Origin of the sequence: Phaeacidiphilus oryzae TH49 (assembly GCF_000744815.1) — a bacterium.
GTDB classification, from domain to species: Bacteria; Actinomycetota; Actinomycetes; order Streptomycetales; family Streptomycetaceae; genus Phaeacidiphilus; species Phaeacidiphilus oryzae.
The window spans coordinates 227,093-250,304 of record NZ_JQMQ01000004.1 but is presented as its reverse complement, the minus strand read 5'-3'; the positions used below and the strand labels follow the sequence as shown (position 1 = coordinate 250,304).

Here is a 23,212-nt window from a genome sequence, read left to right as displayed (position 1 = left end):
CGCTAGAGTTGCCGCATGGGGCGACGGGGGACGGTGTCGCGGGCGGTCGCGACGAGATTCGGATGGCCGGGCCTGGCCGGGCTCGGCTGCGCGGCGGGCCTGCTGCCCGCGCTCCTCTGGCGGCTCCCCGCACGGGGCCCGGTCGCGCTGCCCCTGCTCACCCTGCTGCTCACCGCGGTGGGCGGCCTCCTCGCGGCCGGCGCCGCGGGGCTGGCCATGCTGCTGGCACCGCGACTCCGGGCCTGGTGGCAGCGGTTCGGGCGAGCTCGCGTCCGGCGCTCGGCCCGGATCGCGGTTCCCGTCCTGACCGGCCTGCTGATACTGGTGCTGGCCTGCTGGGTCGCGCTGGACAACTGGCCCGGCTCGGCGGCCGCGACCGGGGCCGGCTGGGTGCTGCGCAGCCTGGCCGCCATAGCCGCGGCCTGGGTGCCGGTGCTGGCGGCCCTCTGGCCCGAGCTCCTCGGCCGCCCCCGGCGCCGCCGGGCGGGGCCCGCCTGCGCGGCCGGCGCAACCGCCGGGCCGGGGGTGGCGCCGGCCTGGGGCCGAACCCTGTGGCCGATCCGGCGGCGGGCCCAGGGCCCGGCCGAGGAGTCCGTCAAGGGGCCGCACAATCTGCACAAGCCGCACAAGGAGCAGCTCAGAGGCCTGTTCAAGAGGCCGCCCGAGAGGCCGACCGAGAGGCCGTCCGCGCGGCCGGCCGCCGCCGGATCGCCTGGGTCCTGGCCGCCGTCCCCGCCGGATATCTGACGGCCGCTCTGCTGCTGCTCCTCCTCCCCCGCACCGGCGACGTCGGGCAGCGGCTGACCAGCGGTGCGCTGGTCGTACTGTGCGTGTGGTTCCTGATCCTGCTGATCCCCAGCCGCACCAGCGTCTTCGCCGTGGCCCACGTGGCGGGCGCGATACCGGCGGCCGTCTGGCTGATCCTGCTGATCCAGCTCGGTCGGGACACCCCCGACCGGCTGGCCCAGAACCTCGGCGGTGCCCTCCACTGGCTGGGCGGGACGGCCGCCGCCCTGGTCTTCGCCATCGGCACCGCCCACGGGCTGCGCACCCGCATCGACCGCCTGGCCGCCGCCTCCCCGCAGGCTCTCGCGGTACGCGCCCGCGCCACCATCGAACTCCCCGCGGTGGCCTTCCCGGCGTTCCTCCTCTTCGCCGGCCAGATCCTCGGCGGCGTCTGGGAGGCGCCGCTCTTCCTGCTGATGGTCTGGTACAGCGTCGCGCTCTGGCGCCGACTCGCCGCCTCGGAGCGGGCGGCCCTCTCCGCCGCCGCGGACGTGGTGCTGGCCCTGCTGCTCGGCGCGGTGCTGGTGCTGCTGCTGGTCTGGCTCGGCAACCTGCTGGACCTCGCCCCCGCCGAGATGACCCTGGTGCACGGGGTCGCCGAGCACGCGGCGGCGCTGGCCGACCTGCCCTGGTGGGCCTGGGCGCTCTGCTACGCCCTGCTGGCCGCCGGATATCTGACGGCCCTTCTGCTGCCGGGCCGGGCACTCGGCCGCGCGGCCCTGCGCGCCCTGACCGGCCGCCGCACCCGACGGGTCACCCCCGCGGTCAACGCCCTCCACCGCGGCCTCACCGTGACCCGGATCGCCCTGGTCCTGGTGGTCTTCGTGGGACTGGCCGCGCCGCCGGCCGTCGGCGGGCTCCTCGCCCGCCAGGCCCGCGCCCACTACACGGTCTCCCTGCGCAAGGAGCTCCAGGCCGAGGGCGAGTCCGCGTTCTACCGCTCGGTCATCGCCCGCTTCGCCCCCCGCGCGCCCCGGCCCGCCGTCCTGGCCCAGATGGTGCTGGAGATCCACGAGACGGAGCCGGCCCCCGACCACGGCCGGGACGGCGCCGCCCCGGCCGAGCTGCTGCTCGCCCATCGGCTGGGCCTCCTCGCCGCCCGGGCCGCCGACCCGACGGCGTACGACCAGCTGCCGGAGAGCATCACCAACCGCCCCCCGGCCCCGCAGGAGCCGGCCTCGGACGCCGTCCTCCGCCAGGAGACCGCCCCCTACGCCGACCCCCCGCCCGGCGTCGGCCAGCTGGACACCCGGCTGGCCGGGGACCGGGCCGAGCAGCGCCGGGCCGCACAGCAGGAGCACGAGCGGGACGAACTACGCGACCTCGCCGCCGAGTTGACCGCGACGGCGGTCACCAGCGCGCTGGACTCCCTCCCGCTCGGCCGCAGCGAGGCGCTCGGCGTGGTCCGCGAGTATCTGGACGGGCTGGCCGAGTCGCCGCTGCGGGACCGCTTCCTGGCCTGGACCGCCCGGGTCGAGCGGGCGGTCCGCGCGAGTGGGATCCGCCGCCCGCCGGCCGCGGACACCCTGGTCGATCCCGACCCGACCGCGCTGCGCCTGGCCGCCGACGCCCAGCTGACCGACGACCTGATGGCCGCCCACGACCTGACCGGCACCGACCCCGAGCAGAAGCGCGCCGACGGCGAGGCGCCGCTGGCCGGGGCGGTCCACCTGGCGCAGCAGTCGCAGGGGGTGGAGACCGGCAGCCACCCCTGCACCGGCTGCGTCCACCTCCCGCAGCCCGGCGAGGGGGAGCACGGCGGCATCGGCGGCGAGGAGGGCGGCTTCCACGGCGAGTGACCCGCCGTCAGGGCACTTGTCCGGCGGCTGCTCCCGGGGCAGGGTGGCGGGCATGGTTGAGACGAATGGATCATCCGCCGCTTCCGCCCAGCCCGCCGGTACGCCCTCCGCCCGGCCGCCGTTCCGCGCCGACCACGTCGGCAGCCTGCTGCGACCGGCCGAGCTCAAACGCGCCCGCGAGGAGTACGCCGCGGGCAAGCTGGACGCGGCAGGGCTGCGCGCCGCCGAGGACACCGCCATCCGCGAGGTGGTGGCGATGCAGCGGGAGGCCGGACTGCGCACCGCGACCGACGGCGAGTTCCGGCGCGCCAGCTGGCACATGGACTTCATCTACTCCCTCGGCGGCATCGAACGCGTCGAGGAGGAGGGGCTGCACGTCACCTTCCACAACCCGGAGGGAGACATCGAGTTCAACCCGCCGGCCGCCCACGTCACCGAACGGATCTCGCTGCCGAGGACGGTCTTCGCGGAGGCCTTCGAGTTCCTCCGGGACACCGCGGGCAGCGGCGTCACGCCCAAGCTGACCATCCCCTCGCCGAGCATGGTGCACTACCGCGGCGGACGTACCGCCATCTCCGCCGACGTCTACCCCGAGCTGGAGGGCTTCTGGGCCGACCTGTCCGCCGCCTACGCCGCGCAGATCCAGGGGGTCCACCGCCTCGGCTGCCGCTACCTCCAGCTGGACGACACCAGCCTGGCCTACCTCAACGACCCCGAGCAGCGGCAGTACGTCGCCGGACTGGGCGGCGACGCCGAGCACCAGCACGAGACCTACATCGCCACCATCAACCGCGCGCTGGCCGGCCGGCCCTCGGACCTGACCGTCACCACCCACATGTGCCGGGGCAACTTCGCCTCCTCCTGGGTGGCCAGCGGCGGCTACGACTTCGTCGCCGAGGCCCTCTTCGGCGGGCTGGACGTGGACGGCTTCTTCCTGGAGTACGACGACGAGCGGTCCGGCGACTTCGCCCCGCTGCGGTTCGTGCCCAAGGGCAAGCGGGTGGTGCTGGGCCTGGTCACCACGAAGCGACCGGAGCTGGAGAGCAAGGACGCCCTGAAGCGGCGGATCGACGAGGCCGCCCGCTACGTCGACCTCGACCAGCTGTGCATCTCCCCGCAGTGCGGCTTCTCCTCGACCGTCGAGGGCAACAAGCTCACCGCGGACGACCAGCGCCGCAAGCTGGAGCTGATCGTGGAGACCGCCACGGAGGTCTGGGGCGCGCTCTGAGCACCGTCTGCCCGCCGCGGCCGCCCGCGTTCGGCCCCCGCGCCCCCGCCTCGGAGGTTAGCCTTCCCAGTGGGGGAGCGGCGCGGTGCGGCATGGTGCGGGAGGCGCGCGGCGATGACGGTGCATCAGGTGACCCAGAACGACACCGAGGTGACGGCGGCGGCCGGGGACGAGATCGTGGTGCGGGTTCCGGAGAACTCCGGTACCGGCTACCGCTGGGCGGTCACCTCGGTCGGGCGCGGCCTCGAGGTCCTGGAGGAGTTCTTCACTCCGCCCGCGGCCCTGCCGGGCGGCGGCGCCCCGCGGCCGGGCCCGCCCACCGGTGAGCGGGCGGTCCGGCTGCGGGTGCTGCCGGACAGCCGGGCCCCCTCGGAACTGCTCCTCCAGTACCGCCGCCCCTGGGAGGCCTCCCCCGCCCGCGCCTTCACCCTGCGGGTGGTGCCCGGCTGACGGCGTACGGCGCACCTGACGGCGCGCCAGAAGCGGAGCGGTGCGGGTGGTTCCGCATGATGGGGTGGTGATCTGTGTCGTCTTCGCCCTGCTCACCGCCGTGGCCAACGGGACCGCCTCGGTGCTCCAGCGCCGTGCCGCGGCGAACACACCGAGCTCGGACGCGATGCGGCTGTCGCTGATCCGGGACCTGCTGCGGCAGCGGGTCTGGCTGGGCGGGATCGCGATGACCATCCTGGCCGCGATCTGCCAGGCGGTGGCGCTGGCCACCGGACCGATCGCGGTGGTACAGCCGATCTTCGTGGTGGAACTGCCCGCCACCCTGCTGCTGGCCGGCTTCGTCTTCCACCGCCGCGTCTCCCGGCGCACCTGGACCGGGGTGGTGCTGATCGCCGGCGGACTGGCCGCGGCGATGGCGATGGCGGCGCCCGGCGGCGGCAGCGAGTCGGTGAGCAGCGGGTGGATCTGGATCCCCACCCTGGTGGTCACCCTCGGCTTCGAGTTCCTGGTGGTGTCGGCGGCGATGCGCGGAAGCTCCCGCTCCCGGGCGGCCCTCCTCGCCCTAGGCGCCGCCTGCGGCTACGCCCTGACCGCCGCGCTGATGAAGGACGCGATGGCCCTGCTGGACGAGGGCCGTGGGCCGGCCGCCCTCTTCTCCGCCTGGCAGCTCTACGCCACCGCGGCGGCCGGCGTGGGGGCGCTCTTCCTGCTGCAGAACGCGCTGCAGGCAGGATCGCTGGCGGTCTCCCAGCCGGTGCTCTCCCTGGGCGACCCGGTGATCAGCGTGGCCTACGGCGTCACCCTCTTCGGGGAGACCGTCCGCACCGGCTGGTGGCTGCTGCCGATCGTGGTCGCGCTGGGGGTGATCGCGGTCGGCTGCGTCATCCTCTCCCGCTCCCCGCTCGCCTCGGTGATCTCCCCCGACGCCGACGCGAGCGCCGAGGCCACCACCGACGCGCCCACCGAAGCGAACCCGGGAGCGAGCGCCCGCGCGAAGGCCTCGGGGCCGGACGCTCCGGGGGAGTCCGGCCCCGAGGAGCGCTGGGCGCCCTGACAGCAGACGCCCCGACGCCCCGACGCCTGACGGCCTGACGTCTGACGCCCGGCTGCCTGACGCCTCGCCCCCCGCTACATGTTGATCAGGTGGCCGGCCAGCCCGTGGATGGCCTCCTTCACCGCCTCGCCCAGGGTGGGGTGGGCGTGGATGTTCCGGCCGACCTCGTGGACCGTCAGGTCCCACTGCTGGGCCAGGGTCAACTCCGGCAGCAGCTCGGTGACCTCGGGCCCGATCAGATGGGCGCCCAGCAGCTCGCCGTACTTCCCGTCGGCGATCACCTTGACGAAGCCCACCGTGTCGCCCAGCCCGTTGGACTTGCCGTTGGCGCTGAACGGGAACTTCTGCACCCGGACGTCGTAGCCCGCCTCGCGGGCCTGCGCCTCGGTGAAGCCGAAGGAGGCGATCTGCGGCTGGCAGTAGGTGGCCCGCGGCACCATCCGGTAGTCGATCTCCATGGTCTCGGCGTCGCCGATGGTCTCGGCCGCCACCATGGCCATCGCCTCGGCGGTGTGCGCCAGCATCAGCTTCGCGGTGACGTCACCGATCGCGAAGATGTGCGGGACGCTGGTGCGCATCCGCCCGTCCACGTCGATCGCCCCGCGCTCGGTGAGCCGCACCCCGGTGTTCTCCAGGCCGTAGCCCTCCACCCGGGGCTGGAAGCCGATCGCCTGCAGGACCTTGTCGGCCTCCAGCACCTGCCGCTGCCCGCCGGTGGTGACGTGCACCTGCACCTTCTGCGAGCGGTCCTCCGGGTCGATGATCGACTCGACCCGGGTGGAGGTGAGGACGTCGACCCCGAGCTTGCGGTAGCGCTTGAGGAGCTCGGCGGAGACCTCCTCGTCCTCGGTGGGCACGATCCGGTCGAGGAACTCGACCAGGGTGACCCGCACTCCGTAGTTCCGCAGCACATACGCGAACTCGACGCCGATCGCCCCGGCCCCGGCGATCACGATCGACTCGGGCAGCTCGTCGGAGAGGATCTGCTCCTCGTAGGTGACGACCCGCTCGCTGAGCGAGGTGCCGGGCAGCAGCTTGGTGGTGGCGCCGGCGGCGATGATGCAGTGGTCGAAGGTGACGCTCTGGGTGCCCCCGTCGAGAAGGCTGACGGAGAGGGTGTGGGGGTCGGTGAACGAGCCGCGGCCGTGGATCTCCTGGATCTTGTTCTTCTTCATCAGGTAGTGGATGCCGCGCACCCGCCCGTCGGCCACCTTGCGGCTCCGGGTGAACGCCTCGCGGTAGTCGAAGCCGACCTTGCCCTCGATCCGGATGCCGAAGGTCTCGGCCTCGTGGCCGACCAGATAGGCGAGTTCGGCATTGCGCAGCAGCGCCTTGGACGGGATGCAGCCGACGTTGAGGCAGACCCCTCCCCAGTACTTCTCCTCGACCACGGCGACCGACATCCCCAGCTGGGCGCAGCGTACGGCCGCGGTGTAACCGCCCGGTCCGGCTCCCAGTACGACCACGTCGAAGTGTTCACTCATACCCCGCACGATACGGCCCCCGGGCCGGGCCCGCCGCGAGCGGCACGGCCCCTCCCCGACGCGATCACCGCGCCGCCGGACGTACCGCCGGACGTACCGCCCGACGTGCCGCATGACCTACGGTCCGACGTACCGTCGGACGCACCGCCGAGCTCCCGCCGAGCCACCGCCGACGTACCGTCAACCGGCCTCCTCCGCCGCGCGCTTGAGCAGCGCGAGCCGGGCGTCCCAGGCCTCCGCCCGGGCGGCGAGCCACTGCGCGGAGGCGGTGAGCCGCTCCGGCAGCACCCGGTAGCGGACCTCACGTCCGCTCTTCCGCGCCTCGACCAGACCGGCCGCCTCCAGCGCGACCAGGTGCTTGACCACGGCCTGCCGGGAGACCGGCAGCCGCTCGGCCAGCCGGGTCGCGCTCGCCTCGCCCAGGGTCGCGATGAAGTCGAGCAGCCGGCGCCGGGTCGGATCGGCCAGCGCCGAGAAGACGGCTCCTATCCCGTCCTCGCCGGTCGACTCGGTCACTCCGCGTCCTCCCCCACCCCCGAGAGGGCCCGCTTTCGCAGCACGTCCATCATGATCCGCCAGCCCTCGGCATTGCCCTCGACGGCCTTCCGCCGCTCCTCGTCGGAGAGGTCCAGCTCCTCGAAGCCGGTCTCCAGGACCCGGACGGTGGTGCCCTCGCCGCTCTCCTCCACCCAGAATTCCACGAGGGTTCCCTTGCTCCGGTCCAGCGCCTCGCCGGGCTTGAGGGCCGCCCAGCGGTAGGCGAGGTACCTGGGCGGGTCCGAGGCCTCCAGCCGGCCCCCGAACCGCCCGTAGCGGGGGTCCTCGACGATGTCCAGACCGCCCTCGCGGGAGCGCTTCTGACCGGCGGTGCCGCCGTCCGGCCCGCCGATGAACCAGCCGGGCTGGGAGACCAGCTCCCACACCCGGTCCAGCGGGGCCCCGATCGTGATCTCCCGCTCGATCCCGTCCCGTCGGCCGCCCTGGTCAGCCATCACGACCACACCCCTTCACAGTCAGGTCGTCCATTCGCAACCTCATGGTTGCACATCACCTCGCCGAAACGCAACCCCGAGGTTGCACATCCCTTCTCCCCGACCGCCCCGGCAGAGGGTGCACCCTGGACCGCGCGGCCCCCGGCCGCATAGCCTCCCGGAATGGTCGAGCAAGCGTTCCCCACCCAAGCGCCGCCGGCCTCCGAACCGGAGGCCGGCACCCGATTCGTCCCGGTGGACGGCTGTTTCAACTTCCGTGACCTGGGCGGCTACCAGACCCGCGACGGACGAACCGTCGCCTGGCGCACCCTCTTCCGCTCGGACGGCCTCCACCGGATCACCGACGACGGCGCCCCCTCCTTCCTCTCCCTGGAGATCGCCACCGTCGTCGACCTCCGCAGCGTCGCCGAGGTGGAGCAGCGCGCCTGGTCCCCGCCCCCGGCCTGGACCGGCCGCCGCCACCACCTCCCGGTCTTCACCGTCCTGCCGGACTGGTCGGCCCTCAGCCCCGAGGAGATGGACGGCGAGGACGTCGCCGCCGACCACTACTACGACCTGGTGCACAGCGAGGAGGGCGCGACCGCCTTCCGCTCGGCGATCGAGCTGCTCTCCTCCCCGCACAACCTCCCGGCCCTCTTCCACTGCGCGGCCGGCAAGGACCGCACCGGCATCCTGGCCGCCCTGGTCCTCGGTCTCCTCGGGGTGCCCAACCGGGACCTGATCGAGGACTACGCGCTCAGCGACGAGGCCACCGCCCGCTGGGCCGCGAGCATCCGCGCCGGCCAGTCCGGCGACGACACGGGCGACGACACCGGCAACGGCCACTGGGACCGCATCCCCCGCTCCATCCGCGAGGCCAAACGCCACACCATGACCCGCTTCCTGAACCGACTGGACACCGACTACGGCTCCCTCCACGGATTCGCCGAACGACTCGGCGTCCCCGCGAGCACCGTCGACGACCTCCGCACCCGGCTGCTGGTCTGACGGCCCGCCGGCCCCGAACCTGCGGGCCCGGCGGCCGACCCGACGGCCCGACAGTCCAGCGGTCCAGCGGTCCGGCGCCCCGTCAGTCCGGCGCTCACTCGCCCCCGGCAGGCACCGTCACTCGTCCGAAGCACCGTCGCCCGGTGAGGCGTCGACCTCCTCGGGGATCTCCCGCCCCTGCTCGTCGACCCGCACCCCGCGGCGGCTCAGCCGCTCCCCCACCAGTGCCCCGCCGTACACCACGAAGCCGACTCCGACCAGCCAGGACTGCACCACCAGCAGCACCCCCGCGGCCCCGTACGTCACCGCGTTGGAGACCAGCAGCGGGGAGAAGACCAGTACCGAGAACCCCCGCAGCCCGATCAGCCCCAGCACGGTGGCGACCGCCCCCCACCACAGCGAGCGCCACGGCACCCGGCCGCCCAGCAGGAAGTGCGGCCCCCACCAGAAGAACAGCACCCCCGTGCCCACAGTGGAGAGGAAGCGCAGGCTCTCCTCCCAGTTCGAGTTGCCGAGGAGGTTCCAGCTCTGCGCCGTGGCGTCCAGGTAGAGGGTGACCAGGACCAGCCAGAGCGCCTGCCGCCACACCTTGTGCCAGGGCCCGCTCGGCAGCCCCCAGATCTTCTCGTAGCCGGTCTGCACGCTGCCCGCGAAGGACAGACCGAAGAACCAGAGCACCACCAGCGAGAGGACACTGGTGGTGCCCAGCACCCGGCCCGGGGAGGCGAAGAGGCTCCGGACCGACTCCGCCGGCTGCCCCTCAAGGCCCATTCCGTCGATCAGCCACTGCGCGAAACTGGCGTGCTCGGTGGGGATCGCGTCCGCGACCAGTACCAGCAGCGGCATCATGGTCACCACGCCGAGCGCCGCGAAGCCCATGCCCCGGTGGAGCAGTTCCAGCTGCTGGCCGCGCTGCCACAGCCCGGCGCCCCAGCGCAGGACCGGCCCCATGCGCCCTCCGTCGCGCACTCCGCGCCTCCCGCTTTCGCCGCCTCCCGCTTCGGCCGCCTCCGCACCGAGGCTAACCCCCGGCACCTGGCCGGACCCGCTGCCCCGCGCGGGACCGTACGCCCCGTCACCCGCTGGGCGCAGCCGCAGCCCTCAGCCGGGTGCCCGCCCCCGCCCCGCCCACACCGACGACCCGCCACCCGCCACCCGCCACCCGCACGATCCCCGCCTCGGCCGCCCCACTGGCCGCCGCCCGCCCCTCCGGCGGCGCCGGGGCTGGGCAACGGCCGTCCCGGGTGTTTCCCTGGAGACCTGGACCCGGCGGTGCGGGGAGGCGCCACCGGAGCCCGGGGGGAGGGCGGGGACGGCATGACCGCGCTGGAACCTGAGGATCCGCCGCAACTGGGCGGCTACCGCCTGCTCCGCCGGCTCGGCGCGGGCGGGATGGGCCGGGTCTATCTGGCCCGCTCGCGCGGCGGCCGCGCGGTCGCGCTCAAGGTCATCCGCCCGGACCTGGCCGAGGACGAGTCCTTCCGGGCCCGCTTCGCCCGTGAGGTCGCCGCCGCCCGCGCGGTGAGCGGGGTCTTCACCGCGGCCGTGGTGGACGCCGACCCGAACGGACCGATCCCCTGGCTGGCCACCGAGTACGTGGCCGGCCCCTCGCTCTCCGCCGCGGTCCGCGGGCAGGGTCCGCTGCCCCCGCAGTCGGTGCGGGCACTGGCGGCGGGGCTCGCCGAGGCACTGGCCGCCATCCACCGCGCCGGGGTGATCCACCGCGACCTCAAGCCCTCCAACGTGCTGCTCGCGATGGACGGCCCGCGGGTGATCGACTTCGGGATCTCCCGGGCGGCCGAGGCCACCGCCCTCTCCCAGGGCGTGACCGGCACCGGCATGGTGGTCGGATCCCCCGGCTTCATGTCCCCGGAGCAGATCGAGGGCGGACCGGTCACTCCGGCCACCGATGTCTTCGCGCTGGGCGCGGTGCTCGCCTTCGCGGCCAGTGGCGCCCCGCCGTTCGGCGAGGGCGCCACTCCCGCGATGCTCTACCGGGTGGTCCACAGCGAACCCCGGCTGGAACAGGTGCCACCGGAGTTGCGCCCGCTGATCGAAGCCTGCCTGGCCAAGGACCCGGCCGCGCGCCCCTCCCCCGACGCCCTCCTCGACCATCTGGAGAACGCCGCGGACGCCGCCCGCACCCAGGCCGGCTGGCTCCCGGTGGCCGTCACCGGAATGATCACCCAGGTCGCGGCCGACCTCCCCGGCTCGCTCGCCTACCCCCGCACCCAGACCGCCGGTCCGGCCGGCCCCACCACCGGCACCCCGCCCACCGCCGCACTGCCCCACCCCGCCCCGACCTGGGCGGACCCGAACGCCACCGGCCCGGCCGGCACCCCCGGCCCTCTCCGGGCGGCCCACCCCCGCCCTGGACCGGCGGAGCCGTCCCCACCGCCACCGGCCCCACCACCGGCCCCGCCACCGGCCCAAGCCCGACCGGCCGCCCTCCGACCGGCCCGCCCGCCACCGGCCCGCCGCCACCACCCGGCACCAGAACCGCCGGATCGCGCTGCTGATCCTGGCCGCACTGCTGCTCCTCGGGCTCCTCGGCTACGCGGTCTACGCCCTGGCGAAGTCCTCCGGCGGGCACTCCCCCAGTCGCACCCCGCCGCCGTCCGCCTCCAGCGGCCCGTCCTCCTCGGCCTCCGCCGCGCGGATCACCGTCCCCGACGTCACCGGCGACTCCGAGGCCACCGCCCGGCAGCGGCTGGTCCGCGCCGGCTTCACCGCCTCGGCGATCAGCGTCCACCGCACCTGCTCCGGCTACTCCGCCGGCCGCAGCGGCGTACTGGACCAGTCGCCCGCCGCCGGCGCCGACGTCGCCGGCGGCTCCTCGATCTCCCTCACCGCGGAGGCCACCGACTGCCTGCGCTACCCCGACGAGACCGGCCGCCCGGCCTCCACCGCCCGCTCGGACCTCGCCGGCCTGGGCTTCACCTCGGTCAGCACCCTTACCGCGAGCGGCTGTTCGGGTTCGGACCCGGCCGGCACGGTCGAGTCGCAGTCCCCCGCACCCGGCGGTTACGCCGCCCTGCGCCCCTTCACCCCGATCACCCTCACCGCCCAGCCCTCCGGCTGCTCCGGGGCCGGCACCCCGCCGACCACCGCGCCGACCACACCGAACTCCCCGCCCCCACCACGGCCACCACCCCGCCGCCGACCGCACCCACCACCGGCACCACCGGTGGTTCGACGGGCGGAGGCACCGGCGGCTCCACCGGCGGAACGGGCGGCCTGCCCAGCGGCACCAACCCCACCGGGCAGCAGCCCTCGTCCGGCCGCTGACGCCGGGTCACCACGTCGCCGCGTCACCGGGTCCGCGCATCACCGTGTCAGCCCGTCACCGCGCCAGCGACCGGACGAGAGCAGGCCTCAGGCCGCCGTGCCGCCGGAGTAGTCGGAGGCGAAGGCGTTCTCGATCACCGAGGCTACGCCGCTGTCCGTGAGGATGATCCCCAACTCCCGGTTGTTGTCCAGCGAGTTGCTGGAGACGTTCATCGAGCCCGCCTCCACCTTCTGGGTGCTCAGTCCGTAGTCCGCGACCAGCGCCTTGGCGTGGATGTAGAAGCCGGTGCTGGAGGAGTAGCCGACCACCTTGGCGCCGGCGGCCTTCACCTCGGACACCTCGCTGGAGTAGCTGGACGGCTTCTCCAGCACCACCCGCACGGCCACCCCGGCCTTGGCCCGGGCCGCGATCGCGGAGACCACACTGCTGTCGCCGAACTCCTCCTCCTCGACGTCCAGGGTCTTGGTCGCCCCGTTGATCACCGAGAGCAGCCGGGACCGGGAGTCGGTGGGCGACCACAGCAGGTTGTCGCCGTCCGAGGGGGTGACCGCACTGTGCGCGTAGTCCGCGTCGAAGACCGCCTCTATCGCCTTGACGTCGGCGCTGTCGTCGTCGAAGACGCCGTAGTCCCGGCTGGTCGGGTAGTACTTCGCGGTCAGGTTCCCGGTCAGGACCAGCGACTTGGCGCCGTCCACCGTGATGGTCTTCTGGTGGGTGTAGACGTACGAGGAGGACGACCAGACGATGCCCACCCCGGCCGACTTGAGGTCGTTGTAGTCGGTGTCGTTGACGGTGGTCCGGGTGCCGTCAAGGATCACCCTGACCTTCACGCCCTTGTTCTTCAGTGCGATCAGGTCGTTCACCACGGTGGAGTCGCTCAGCTCGTACATCGTCATGTCGAGCGAGGTGGTGGCCGAATTGATGAAGGAGTAGATCGTGGGCTCGCTGCTGCCGAGGTCGAAGGCGAAGCCCGTGTAGGTGGCGGCGTGGGCGGGGGCCGCGGCGGTGAACACCGCGGCCCCGGCGGCCACCACCGCGGCGGCGGCCCGGCGTATCGAGGGGGAAGTACGCGACATCGGGTTTCTCCTGTGGGAGTCCTGTGAGTCCGGTGGTTCCTGGAAGTTGACGCTCCGTCAGCCGATCGGGCCGACGGCCGAATCCAGCACACCACGCGCGTAGACCCCGAGGAAGAGACTTCCGGTGAACATGTCATGTACGCCACCCCGGACCCCTGACCTGCCTACCGGCGGACATGTAGCAGGATGAACACCATGAGTGTTGTGAAGATCAACGTCCTGACCGTTCCGACCGAGGCGCGCGAGGTGCTGGAGCAGCGGTTCGCCTCCCGGGCCGGGGCCGTGGAGTCCTCCGACGGCTTCGAGTGGTTCGAGCTGCTGCGCCCCGTCGAGGGCACCGACCAGTACCTCGTGTACACCCGCTGGCGTTCCGAGGAGGATTTCCGCACATGGATGGAGGGCCCGATGCAGGCGGCCCACCAGGGCGGGGGCTCCGGACAGGGCGAGGGGGCAGCGCGCCGGCCGGCCGCCTCCAACTCCACTCTCTGGTCCTTCGAGGTGGTCCAGCAGGCCTCGCCCAAGGCCGGCTGAGCCGACGAAGCGCACACACCACGGGCACAATCACCGCGATCTCACCATCATTCGATGGCACAGTGAACTGTGACGTCCGGATGTGCAGGAAGTGAGTTCGAGGCGTTCTAGGATTCACCCCAGAGGGCCTGCCGTTCCCCCGTGCGGCAGGCCCTCTGTTCGTGTGTCGGGCGCGTGTGCGCGTTCCGGCTGCGCGCGTAGCCTGGAGGACGAGGGCAGGAACAGTCAGGGCAGCCCCGGAACGCCGTCAGGGAGCGCCCACCATGGATCTCCAGTTCACCGACCGCACCGATGCAGGCCGCCGACTCGCCGCCCGCCTGGTGGAGTCCTCCTCCCTGCGGGTCGCGGATCCGCGGCGCGGCCCCGCCCCGGTCGTCCTGGGACTCCCCCGCGGCGGGGTCCCGGTGGCCGCCGAGGTCGCCCGGGCGCTGGGCGCCCCGCTCGACGTCGTCCTGGTGCGCAAACTCGGTCTGCCCGCCCAGCCCGAGCTGGCCATGGGCGCCCTGGGCGAGGGCGGGGTCGAGGTGCTCAACCCCGAGGTGCTGGAACAGGGCGGGGTCTCCGACGAGGAGCTCGCCGCCGTGCGTGAGGCGGAAGCCGCCGAGCTGGCCCGGCGCGCCCGCCGCTACCGCGGTGACCGGCCGCGGGTTCCGCTGGCCGGCCGTACGGCCGTGGTGGTGGACGACGGCATCGCCACCGGAGCGACCGCGAACGCGGCCTGCCGGGTGGTGCGCGCGGCCGGCGCCGCCCGGATCGTGCTGGCCGCTCCCGTCGCTCCGAGCGACTGGACCCGCCGCCTCTCCGAGGCGGCCGACGAGCTGGTCTGCGTCCACGTGGCGGACGAGTTCTACGGGATCGGCCAGTTCTACCAGGACTTCCGGCAGACCGGCGACGGCGAGGTGGTCGCCCTCCTGTCCGAGGCCGCCGGAGCGCCCTCAGCCCCCGGGGCCGCCGGGAGCGCCGGGAGCGCCGGGCACCGTAAGGCGGGCTGACCTCCACCCGAGCGCGACACTGGAGGGAGAGCCCTCAGCACTCTTCGCGTTGCGGGAGGCGACCCCGATGACCACCCCCACCCACGGCAGTCACCGCCTCCGCGAGCGGACGCGGCCCCGCACGCCCTCCCGCGCGGAGGGCCGGCGCTGGTCGCGGACCGGCACGGAACCGGTGACGGCGATGAGCGACCTGCCCCTGCGCCGGGCGCTCTCCCGGCTCTTCGCCCCGCTCTTCCTGGCCGGGACGGTGGCGTTCTCCGTTCTCGCCGCCGACGCCGACGCGCACAGCGGCTACGCCCGGACCGCGTACGTCGCCTTCGCCGCGCTCTGCGCCGCCTTCGCCGTGCTGGCGCTGGCCGACCTGGTCCTGGTCGCGCGTCGGATCCGGGAACGCAGCGCCTGGCGGGGCGCCGGCACCGGAGACGACGGCGGCAACAGGAATGACGGCAACGCCCGCAACGCCCGCAACGACGGCGACGACCGCAACCGGTCGAGGAGGGGCGCTCGCCCCCGCTGATCAGGCGTCCGCCGTCGCCTTGGCGTCCTCGTCCCCCGTCTCCGGCGCGGGCTTCGGCTTCGGCGGCTCCGGGCGGTAGAAGGCGCGGAGCAGCCCGCCGGCCGCCGCCGCGCCGATGCCGGCGGCGGCCAGCGCCGCGAGCGGCCCGGAGGCCAGGCGGCCCCTGCGGCCGATCGCGCGGTCCACCGACAGCCGGCCGGGGCCCAGCGCCGCGGCGGCCAGCGCACCCGCGGCGACCATCCCGGTGTACTCCCAGCCGCCCTTGAAGACGAAGAAGCCCTTGCCCCGGTGGTCGGTCCTGGCCGCCACGGCCATCAGGCCCACCGCCGCGGCCGCGGGCAGCGGGTTGCCCAGGCCGAGGGTGAGCCCGGCGCCCGCGGCCATCTCGGTGCCGGCGGCCATCCGGGCGTGCACCGCGCCCGGCCGCAGCCCGAGCGCGTCGAACCACTTGCCGGTGCCCTCCAGGCCGCCCGGCCCGGTGACCTTGTTCCAGCCGTGCACGAAAAGCATCGGTCCCAGAGTTCCGCGCAGTACCAGCGAGGCCGTCTCCGACATGGTGCGCTCCCCTTCCACCGCCCTGACGCCTGCTTGATATCAGCGCGAGCCCGACGGGACAAGGGGCATCCGGCCGAATCTGACGTATCGTCAGTCCGGGGTGAGGGCGTCCACGAGTGGTCGCGGCCGTTGGCGGCGAACAACCGTTTGAGAGGATGGGGCGAGATCATCCGGAGTCCCGCTCCCCGCCCCCGGCGGCGGACGGGACGGGAGACGGGAGAACCGCACACCCATGCGCCTGCTGCTGATCCGACATGGCCAGACCTCGTCGAACGTGAGCCACTCCCTGGACACCGCCGTGCCGGGCGCGCCCCTGACCGAGCTCGGCCAGGGGCAGGCGGAGGCCCTTCTCGGCACCCTGGCCGACGAGCGGATAGCGGCGGTCTACGCCTCCGACCTGATCCGGACCCAGCAGACGATCGCGCCGCTGGCCGCCGAGCGCGGCCTGGAGACGCGGATCCGCGGCGGCCTGCGGGAGATAGCGGCCGGCGACCTGGAGATGGCCGACGACCCCGAGTCCATCCGGATCTACATGCGGACGGTGCTGGCCTGGGCGAGCGGGGACACCGCGGACCGGATGCCGGGCGCCGAGACCGGCGACGAGTTCCTGGCCCGCTACGACGCGGTGGTGGAGGAGGCCGCGGACCGGGCCGGCGCGGAGGGGGCGGGCGACACCGGCGCGGTGGCGCTGGTCAGCCACGGCGCGGCGATCCGCACCTGGACGGCGGCCCGGGCGGAGAACGTGGACCCGGTCTTCATCGCCGAGCACGGTGTCCCCAACACCGGCGTGGTGGTCCTCGAGGGCAGCCCCGGGGCGGGCTGGAAGGCGCTGTCCTGGGCCGGGGAGCAGCTCGGCGGCTGACGAGCGGCCCGAGCTGACGACGGGTCACCCCGTTGGGCCGGTGCGTTGGCGGACGCGTTCCGCGCGCGCTGAGAATCGGGCATGAGCTCTCAACACCAGGCCAGCGATCCCGACCACCGGGCGGACGCCGGAGCGGGCGCCGGAGCCGGCGCCGGCTCCGCCCCCGGTGCGGACACCGGTCCGCAGTACACCCAGGACTTCGCGCGGGACCAGGAGCAGGCTGCCGGACCGGGCCACGCGCAGGGCGCTCCGCACGGCACCGCGCATGGCACTGCGCACGGCACCGCGCCGGGCTCTGCACACGGCACCGCGCCGGGCTCGGAGCACGAGCGGCGGGAATCCCGGCAGGAACCCCCGGGGCCGATCAACTACCTGGTCCGACGCGGCTGGCAGGGCCTGCTGGTGACCGGTGTGGCGGCGATCGTCCTCGGCAGTCTGGTGCTCGCCTGGCCGGGCGAGACGCTGGTCGTGGTGGGCGTGCTGTTCGGCGTGTACCTGGTGGTCACCGGCGTCTTCCAGCTGTTCACCGCCTTCGGCACGCACGGCGGCGGCGGGATGCGGGCGCTGGCGTTCATCAGCGGCGCCCTCTCCATCGTGCTGGGCCTGTTCTGCTTCCGCGGCACGCTGGAGTCGATCTTCCTGCTGGCGATCTGGATCGGGATCGGCTGGCTCTTCCGGGGCATCTCGCTGGCGATGGCGTCGTTCTCCGACCCGGCGATGCCGGCCCGCGGCTGGCAGGGCTTCGTCGGCGTGGTGAGCGCGCTGGCCGGTGTGGTGCTGATGGTGTCGCCGTTCCGCTCGATCGCGGTGCTGACGCTGGTGGCCGGCATCTGGCTGATCGTCCTCGGGTTCAGCGAGGTGTTCGCCGCCTTCCGGGTGCGGAACCGCGCCAAGGACCTGCCGCACCGGCTCTGACCCGCGCCGCCCGCCGCGGGCCGCGTAGTCCGCGCAGGCCGCGAGCCACTGGCGGCGAGCCGCGAGCCGCAAGCCGCCGGAACCGCTCACGCCGACCGGCCGCCCCACCGACGGAGTCCGCCCCGGAGCCGAGGCTCCCGGGGCGGACTCATGCCGTCTCCGCGCCGGCGTCAGCTTCGGTAGTTCTCCACCTCGTCGGCCGGGCGGACCTGGGCGTCGTCGGGGTTCTCGCCGAACTCCTGGCGGGCCCGCCGCTGGCGGAGGAGGTCCCAGCACTGGTCGAGGCGGACCTCGATGCCGAGCAGCTCCTCGCGGGCGCCTTCCTCGCCGGCGCCGCCGGCCGAGATCTCCGCCCGCAGGGCGCGTTCGCGCTCCACCATGGCGCCGATGTCGGAGATGATGTCCGCGTCGCCGCTGCGGCGCGAGGGAGCGTTCCCGGTCTGGTCATTCTGGCTCATGGGCCCCATTCTCTGCGGGGCCGCGGCCCGCCGCCAGCCGTCGGCCGCCGGGCCGGTCGGCCCGGTCGCGGTCGCGGCGGCGGGCCTGGAAGCCGGCCGAGCCGGCGGCCAGCTTGTTCAACAGGGCGGCCAGGGTGCGGCTTTCGTCCGGGGTGAGGGAGGACGCCCATTCCTGCTCGCGTTCGTTCTGGGCGGCGAAGGCGTCGGTGATGGCGTCGTGGCCCGCGTCGGTGAGGTCGAGGAGGACCGCCCGGCCGTCGTGCGGGGCCCGCCGGCGCTCCACCAGGCCGTCCCGGTCGAGGGTGTTGACCAGGGCGGAGACGGCGGCCCGGCTCATCCCGGTGAGCTCGGCGACCTTGCGGGCCTCGACCGGTCCGGTGTGCCAGATCGCGAAGAGCACCCGGAAGCCCGGCCAGGAGAGGCCGCGCGGCCGGTGGACGCCGGACTCCAGGTCGTAGACGATCATGCTCGCGGCCCGGGTGAGGGTGAGCACCAGTCGCATCGCCAGCGGGTCGAGGCCGGGGAGCTCGCGGCCCGAGCGGCCGATGGCGTAGTCGATGAAGGACCAGAAGTCGAGCTCCTCCGGGTCCCTGCGCTGCTCGTTGGACACGTCCTTGGACACGTCCGGAGTCTAGGCGGTGCGCCGGCCGGACCCGGGAGCCGCGAAACCGCGCACGAGGGGTTCCCAAGGCGCTGCGGCAGGCGTACCGTGCGGAACACGGGCAGATAATCAAAGCTTTGACCATCTTCCCGGCCCGCACCTTCCGAAACAGGTGACCGCCGCGATGCCAGACCCCCTGCCGTCGATGGAGATCCACGCCTCCCAGCCGCCGCCCACCCCCGGCGCCCTCCGCGCCTGCCTCTCCCGGTTCGCGACCGGGGTCACCGTGGTCACCTACGACACCCCCGAGGGCCCGCGCGGGGCGACCATGAACTCCTTCACCTCGGTCTCGGCCGAGCCGCCACTGGTCCTGGTGAGCGTGGCGCGCCGGGCGCGCTGCCACGGTCCGCTCGGTTCCGGCATCCCGTTCTGCGTCAATGTGCTGGGCGCCGAGCAGGAGGCCGTCGCGCGGCGCTTCGCCGGCGCGCCGGTCCCCGGCGAACCGGAGTGGGCGCCGCGGGCCCGGGTGCCGCGCCTGGCGACCCCGCTGGCCTGGGTGGAGTGCGACCCCTGGCGGACGTACGACGGCGGGGACCACACCCTGGTCCTGGGCCTGGTGACGGCCCTGGGCCACCGGGACGGGGACGCCCTCACCTACGCCTGGAGCCGGTTCGGCGGCATCGCCGAGGCGGCCGAGGGCATGGAGTACCTCATCTGAACCGAACCCTCCCAGAGCCCCGCCCCCACAAGGACCGCAGAGCTCTGGCGGCGCTCGTCAACCCACCACCCGCAACAGGAGTCCCAGCATGGCCGCACGTACCGGCAAGCAGTTCCTGGACCGGCTCGCCGACACCCGCACCGTCGTGGAGGTGCAGGGCGAGAGGCTGACCGGCGGCATCGCCGAGCACCCGGCGTACCGCAACGTCGTCCGCAGCTACGCCGAGCTGTACGACCTGCAGCACGCGCCCGAGCACCGCGACGTGCTGACCTACCCCTCCCCCTCCAGCGGTGAGCGCGTCGGCACCTCGTTCCTGGCCCCCGCCACCCCGGAGGACCTCCGCAAGCGCCGCCAGGCGTTCAAGGTCTGGGCCGACCACAGCATGGGGATGCTCGGGCGCACCGGGGACTACCTCAACTCCTCGCTGATGGCGCTGAGTTCGGCCGCCGACTGGTTCGGCCAGGCCAACCCTGCCTTCGGCGAGAACATCCGCCGGTACTACGAGAAGGTCCGCGAGGAGGACCTCCTCACCACCCACACCCTGATCCCGCCGCAGGTCAACCGGGCGCTGTCAGGCACCCAGCAGGCCGGCGGCAAGCTCACCGCCCGGGTGGTGCGGGAGGACGACAACGGGGTGGTGGTGCGCGGGGCGCGGATGCTGGCCACCATCGCGCCCTTCGCCGACGAGCTGCTGGTCTTCCCCTCGACGGTGCTCCGCGGCACCCCCGAGGACAAGCCGTACTCCTTCGCCTTCGCCCTCCCCAGCGACGCCCCCGGGCTGCGCTACCTGGCCCGCGAGCCGCTCGACTACAACCGCCCGTCCTTCGACCACCCGCTCTCCTCCCGCTTCGAGGAGCCGGACGCGGTGGTGGTCTTCGACGACGTCCATGTCCCGTACGAGCGCTGCTTCGTGCTGGGCGAGCCGGAGCTGTGCAACGGCTTCTACAGCGAGACCTCGGCCGTGGTGCACATGACCCACCAGGTGGTCACCCGCACCACCGCCAAGACCGAGTACGTCCTCGGCCTGGTCTCGCTGCTCACCGAGGCGATCGGGATCGAGCAGTTCCAGCACGTCCAGCAGGACGTCGCCGAGATCATCTCCACCCTGGAGACCCTGCGCGCCTTCCTCCGGGCCGCCGAGGCGGACGCCGAGGTCAACGAGTACGGCGTCCTCACCCCCGCCTGGGCGCCGCTGAACGCGGCCCGCAACCTCTACCCCAGGCTCTACCAGCGCTTCCCGGAGATCCTCCGCAAGTTCGGCGCCTCCGGGCTGATGGCCACCCCCACCGAGGCCGACGTCCACGGCCCGGCGGCCCAGGACATCGAGGACTACCTGCAGTCGGCGACCCTCACCGGCCCCGAGCGGCTGCGGCTCTTCCGGCTGGTCTGGGACACCTGCATCTCGGCCTTCTCCTCCCGCCAGGCGCTGTACGAGTACTACTTCTTCGGCGACCCGGTGCGGATGGCCGGCGCCTACGTCAAGTCCTACGACCGCGAGCCCTACAAGGCCCGGGTGCGGGCCTTCCTGGAGCGTGACTGAGGATGACGCATCCGCTGGGGCGCACCCCGTCGAAGATCGTGGCGGTGCACCTCAACTACCGCGGCCGGGCCGCCGAGCGCGGCCGCACCCCGGCCCAGCCCTCCTACTTCCTCAAGCCGCCCTCCTCGCTGGCCGGTTCCGGCGACCCGATCCCCCGCCCGCACGGCTGCGAACTCCTCGGCTTCGAGGGCGAGATCGCGCTCGTCATCGGCGAGCGGGCGCACCGGGTGACGCCCGAGGACGGCTGGCGGCACGTCGGTTTCGTCACCGCGGCCAACGACGCCGGGGTCTACGACCTCCGCTACGCCGACCGCGGCTCCAACCTCCGCTCCAAGGGCGCCGACGGCTTCACCCCGCTCGGCCCGCGGCTGCTGGACGCCCGGCAGGTCGACCCGGCCGGGCTGCGCCTGCGCACCTGGCTCAACGGCGAGCTGGTGCAGGACGACACCACCGACGGCCTCCTCTTCCCGTTCGGCCTGCTGGTCGCGGACCTCTCCCGGCTGATGACCCTGGAGCCGGGGGACGTCGTCCTCACCGGCACCCCGGCCGGCGCCTCGGTGGCCCGGCCCGGCGACCTGGTGGAGGTCGAGGTCTCCGCCGGCGCGGAGTCGACGACCGGCCGGCTGCGCTCCCCGGTGGTCGAGGACGCGCGCGAGCTGGCCGGCTGGGGCGCGGGCCCGCGCGCCGACGAGGCCGAGCGGGCGGCCGCCTGGGGCGCCGGCTACCGCCCCGCCCCGGCCGTCGCCCCCGAGATCGAGGCGGGACTCCGCTCGGTGGCGGTGGCCACCCTCAGCGCGCAGCTGCGCAGGCGCGGCCTGCCGCACATGTCCGTGGACGGCGTCCGCCCGACCCGTCCGGACCTCCGCCTCGTCGGGGCCGCCCACACCCTCCGCTACCTCCCCCTGCGCGAGGACCTGTTCGCCCGTCACGGCAACGGGATGAACGCGCAGAAGCGGGCGATCGAGGAGATCCGGCCGGGCCAGGTGCTGGTGATGGACGCCCGCCGGGACGCCTCGGCCGGGACGCTGGGCGACATCCTGGCGCTCCGCGCCCTCAAGCGCGGGGCGGCCGGCGTGGTCACCGACGGCGGGCTGCGGGACAGCGAGCCGGTGGCCGCCCTGGACCTGCCGGTCTACCACGCGGGGGCGCACCCGTCGGTGCTGGGCCGGCGGCACGTCCCATGGGACTCCGGGGTGCCGATCGCCTGCGGCGGGGCCCTGGTGCAGCCGGGCGACCTGCTGGTCGGGGACGCCGACGGGGTGGTGGTGGTGCCGCCGGAGCTCGCCGAGGAGCTGATCGCGGACTGCCGGGAGCAGGAGCGGCAGGAGCGCTTCATCACCGAGCGGGTGGCGGCCGGCGAGAGCGTCGACGGACTGTACCCGCTCGGGCCCAAGTGGCGTGCCCGGTACGAGAACTGGTGCAAGGGAGAAGGTCAGTGAAGTTCCGCAGTGACCCGTCCGCGATCCGCGGCTCGATCGCCCCCGTCGTCACCCCGTTCGCCGAGGACGGCTCGGTGGACCACGAGTCGCTGCGCCGGCTGATCCGGTTCCAGCTGGAGTCCGGCTCGCACGGCGTCTCGCTGGGCGGCTCCACCGGCGAGCCCAGCGCGCAGAGCGCAGCGGAGCGGATCGCCGCGATCCGGGTGGCCGCCGAGGCCGTCGGCGACCGGGTGCCCTTCCTGCCCGGCACCGGCTCCCACAAGCTGGACGAGACCCTGGAGGTCACGGCGGCGGCCCGGGAGGCGGGCGCGGACGCGGCGCTGGTGATCACGCCGTACTACGCCCGCCCGACCCAGGAGGCGCTGTACCGCTGGTACGCCACGGTGGCGCGGGAGTTCCCCGACCTGCCGATCGTGGCGTACAACGTGCCGTCCCGGACGGCGGTGGACATCGCGCCGGAGACGGTCCGGCGGCTCTTCTCGGACTTCGACAACTTCGTCGGCGTCAAGGAGACCACCAAGGACTTCGAGCACTTCTCCCGCGTCCTCCACGCCTGCGGGCGCGAGCTGCTGGTCTGGTCCGGGATCGAGCTGCTGTGCCTGCCGCTGCTGGCCCTCGGCGGGGCGGGCTTCGTCTCGGCGGTGGCCAACCTGGCCCCGGCGGCGGTGGCCCGGATGTACGAGGCCTGGCAGGCCGGCGACCTCGAGACGGCCCGCGATCTCCACTACCGGCTGCACCCGCTGGTCGACCTCCTCTTCGTGGAGACCAACCCGGCCCCGGCCAAATGGGTGCTCCACCGCCAGGGCCGGATCGCCTCGGACCACGTACGGCCGCCGCTGATCGGACTGACCTCGGAGGGCGAGGGGAAGGTCCGCCGGCTGCTCGCCGCCGGCGGCGATCTGACGGCACAGATCTGACGGCGCGGATCTGACCCGCGGG

23 protein-coding genes and 2 pseudogenes are annotated in these 23,212 nt (G+C 74.0%); 17 read left to right on the top strand and 8 right to left on the bottom strand.

What is annotated here, in order from left to right; all coding sequences use genetic code 11:
• Positions 1–15 precede the first annotated feature (15 nt).
• The 5 genes from BS73_RS01345 (at position 16) to BS73_RS01325 (ending at position 5,317) form a co-directional block, all read left to right on the top strand.
• Complete coding sequence (locus BS73_RS01345; RefSeq protein WP_152617471.1) at positions 16–747, top strand: hypothetical protein; 732 nt, start codon at positions 16–18, stop codon at positions 745–747.
• Positions 748–830: 83 nt separating this feature from the next.
• Positions 831–2,585 carry a hypothetical protein gene (locus BS73_RS01340; protein ID WP_037568610.1) on the top strand — a complete coding sequence of 585 codons (1,755 nt, stop codon included), beginning with the start codon at positions 831–833 and terminating at the stop codon, positions 2,583–2,585.
• A gap of 52 nt (positions 2,586–2,637) precedes the next feature.
• The gene (locus tag BS73_RS01335; protein WP_051939026.1) at positions 2,638–3,813 is read left to right on the top strand and encodes a 5-methyltetrahydropteroyltriglutamate--homocysteine S-methyltransferase; all 1,176 of its coding nucleotides are present in this window, start codon (positions 2,638–2,640) and stop codon (positions 3,811–3,813) included.
• 114 nt (positions 3,814–3,927) lie between these two features.
• Complete coding sequence (locus BS73_RS01330) at positions 3,928–4,263, top strand: protease inhibitor I42 family protein (RefSeq protein ID WP_051939024.1); 336 nt, start codon at positions 3,928–3,930, stop codon at positions 4,261–4,263.
• A 67-nt stretch (positions 4,264–4,330) separates the two neighbouring features.
• Positions 4,331–5,317 (top strand): DMT family transporter, encoded by a 987-nt coding sequence (locus BS73_RS01325; RefSeq protein ID WP_200886629.1) that lies wholly within the window; start codon positions 4,331–4,333, stop codon positions 5,315–5,317.
• Positions 5,318–5,391: 74 nt separating this feature from the next.
• On the opposite strand, the gene lpdA is transcribed toward BS73_RS01325, so the two are convergent.
• The 3 genes from lpdA to BS73_RS01310 all read right to left on the bottom strand — a co-directional run bounded on the left by lpdA (position 5,392) and on the right by BS73_RS01310 (position 7,793).
• A complete protein-coding gene (gene lpdA / locus BS73_RS01320) occupies positions 5,392–6,801 on the bottom strand; it encodes a dihydrolipoyl dehydrogenase (RefSeq protein WP_037568609.1) in 1,410 nt (469 codons plus the stop codon).
• Positions 6,802–6,981: 180 nt separating this feature from the next.
• Entirely contained in the window at positions 6,982–7,317 is a 336-nt protein-coding gene (locus tag BS73_RS01315; protein ID WP_051939020.1) for an ArsR/SmtB family transcription factor, read from the bottom strand.
• On the bottom strand, positions 7,314–7,793 hold the full coding sequence (locus BS73_RS01310; RefSeq protein WP_037569425.1) for an SRPBCC domain-containing protein: 480 nt from the start codon (positions 7,791–7,793) through the stop codon (positions 7,314–7,316). Before BS73_RS01310 ends, BS73_RS01315 begins: the two co-directional genes overlap by 4 nt.
• A 162-nt stretch (positions 7,794–7,955) precedes the next feature.
• Here BS73_RS01310 and BS73_RS01305 point away from each other — a divergent pair, with 162 nt between their 5' ends.
• Positions 7,956–8,780, top strand: a complete 825-nt coding sequence (locus BS73_RS01305; protein WP_051939016.1) for a tyrosine-protein phosphatase — start codon at positions 7,956–7,958, stop codon at positions 8,778–8,780.
• A 117-nt stretch (positions 8,781–8,897) separates the two neighbouring features.
• Here the strand turns inward: BS73_RS01305 and BS73_RS01300 are convergent, their stop codons facing one another.
• Positions 8,898–9,731 carry a YhjD/YihY/BrkB family envelope integrity protein gene (locus BS73_RS01300; protein WP_063836879.1) on the bottom strand — a complete coding sequence of 278 codons (834 nt, stop codon included), beginning with the start codon at positions 9,729–9,731 and terminating at the stop codon, positions 8,898–8,900.
• 366 nt (positions 9,732–10,097) lie between these two features.
• Here BS73_RS01300 and BS73_RS40850 point away from each other — a divergent pair.
• Positions 10,098–10,883 (top strand): annotated as a pseudogene (locus BS73_RS40850) (serine/threonine-protein kinase); the annotation flags it as partial.
• A gap of 268 nt (positions 10,884–11,151) precedes the next feature.
• Entirely contained in the window at positions 11,152–12,180 is a 1,029-nt protein-coding gene (locus BS73_RS40845) for a PASTA domain-containing protein (RefSeq protein ID WP_407674954.1), read from the top strand.
• Here the strand turns inward: BS73_RS40845 and BS73_RS01290 are convergent.
• Positions 12,156–13,145 (bottom strand): phospholipase D-like domain-containing protein, encoded by a 990-nt coding sequence (locus BS73_RS01290; protein WP_037568608.1) that lies wholly within the window; start codon positions 13,143–13,145, stop codon positions 12,156–12,158. The genes BS73_RS40845 and BS73_RS01290 overlap by 25 nt on opposite strands.
• A gap of 195 nt (positions 13,146–13,340) precedes the next feature.
• Between BS73_RS01290 and BS73_RS01285 the strand changes: the two genes are divergently transcribed.
• From BS73_RS01285 to BS73_RS34320, 3 genes and pseudogenes are all read left to right on the top strand, one after another.
• Entirely contained in the window at positions 13,341–13,676 is a 336-nt protein-coding gene (locus BS73_RS01285; protein WP_037568607.1) for an antibiotic biosynthesis monooxygenase family protein, read from the top strand.
• Positions 13,677–13,939: 263 nt separating this feature from the next.
• Positions 13,940–14,635: pseudogene (locus BS73_RS01280) on the top strand (phosphoribosyltransferase); the annotation flags it as partial.
• Between the two features lie 100 nt (positions 14,636–14,735).
• On the top strand, positions 14,736–15,185 hold the full coding sequence (locus BS73_RS34320; RefSeq protein ID WP_063836878.1) for a DUF6343 family protein: 450 nt from the start codon (positions 14,736–14,738) through the stop codon (positions 15,183–15,185).
• Here the strand turns inward: BS73_RS34320 and BS73_RS01270 are convergent, their stop codons facing one another.
• Complete coding sequence (locus tag BS73_RS01270) at positions 15,186–15,740, bottom strand: DoxX family protein (protein WP_051939009.1); 555 nt, start codon at positions 15,738–15,740, stop codon at positions 15,186–15,188.
• Positions 15,741–15,972: 232 nt separating this feature from the next.
• Between BS73_RS01270 and BS73_RS01265 the strand changes: the two genes are divergently transcribed.
• Both BS73_RS01265 and BS73_RS01260 read left to right on the top strand, forming a co-directional pair.
• Positions 15,973–16,602, top strand: a complete 630-nt coding sequence (locus tag BS73_RS01265; RefSeq protein ID WP_037568606.1) for a histidine phosphatase family protein — start codon at positions 15,973–15,975, stop codon at positions 16,600–16,602.
• Positions 16,603–16,683: 81 nt separating this feature from the next.
• Complete coding sequence (locus BS73_RS01260; RefSeq protein WP_084703678.1) at positions 16,684–17,517, top strand: HdeD family acid-resistance protein; 834 nt, start codon at positions 16,684–16,686, stop codon at positions 17,515–17,517.
• Positions 17,518–17,687: 170 nt separating this feature from the next.
• Here the strand turns inward: BS73_RS01260 and BS73_RS01255 are convergent, their stop codons facing one another.
• The gene (locus BS73_RS01255) at positions 17,688–17,975 is read right to left on the bottom strand and encodes a DUF2630 family protein (RefSeq protein ID WP_051939007.1); all 288 of its coding nucleotides are present in this window, start codon (positions 17,973–17,975) and stop codon (positions 17,688–17,690) included.
• The gene (locus BS73_RS01250; protein WP_063836877.1) at positions 17,962–18,597 is read right to left on the bottom strand and encodes a MarR family winged helix-turn-helix transcriptional regulator; all 636 of its coding nucleotides are present in this window, start codon (positions 18,595–18,597) and stop codon (positions 17,962–17,964) included. The genes BS73_RS01255 and BS73_RS01250 overlap by 14 nt, the downstream gene beginning before the upstream one ends.
• Positions 18,598–18,760: 163 nt before the next feature.
• Between BS73_RS01250 and BS73_RS01245 the strand changes: the two genes are divergently transcribed.
• The 4 genes from BS73_RS01245 (at position 18,761) to dapA (ending at position 23,190) form a co-directional block, all read left to right on the top strand.
• The gene (locus BS73_RS01245) at positions 18,761–19,294 is read left to right on the top strand and encodes a flavin reductase family protein (protein ID WP_037568605.1); all 534 of its coding nucleotides are present in this window, start codon (positions 18,761–18,763) and stop codon (positions 19,292–19,294) included.
• Positions 19,295–19,382: 88 nt separating this feature from the next.
• Entirely contained in the window at positions 19,383–20,834 is a 1,452-nt protein-coding gene (hpaB, locus tag BS73_RS01240; RefSeq protein ID WP_037568603.1) for a 4-hydroxyphenylacetate 3-monooxygenase, oxygenase component, read from the top strand.
• A gap of 2 nt (positions 20,835–20,836) precedes the next feature.
• Positions 20,837–22,273 (top strand): fumarylacetoacetate hydrolase family protein, encoded by a 1,437-nt coding sequence (locus BS73_RS01235; protein WP_037568602.1) that lies wholly within the window; start codon positions 20,837–20,839, stop codon positions 22,271–22,273.
• Positions 22,270–23,190, top strand: a complete 921-nt coding sequence (gene dapA / locus BS73_RS01230) for a 4-hydroxy-tetrahydrodipicolinate synthase (RefSeq protein ID WP_037568601.1) — start codon at positions 22,270–22,272, stop codon at positions 23,188–23,190. The genes BS73_RS01235 and dapA overlap by 4 nt, the downstream gene beginning before the upstream one ends.
• Positions 23,191–23,212 lie beyond the last annotated feature (22 nt).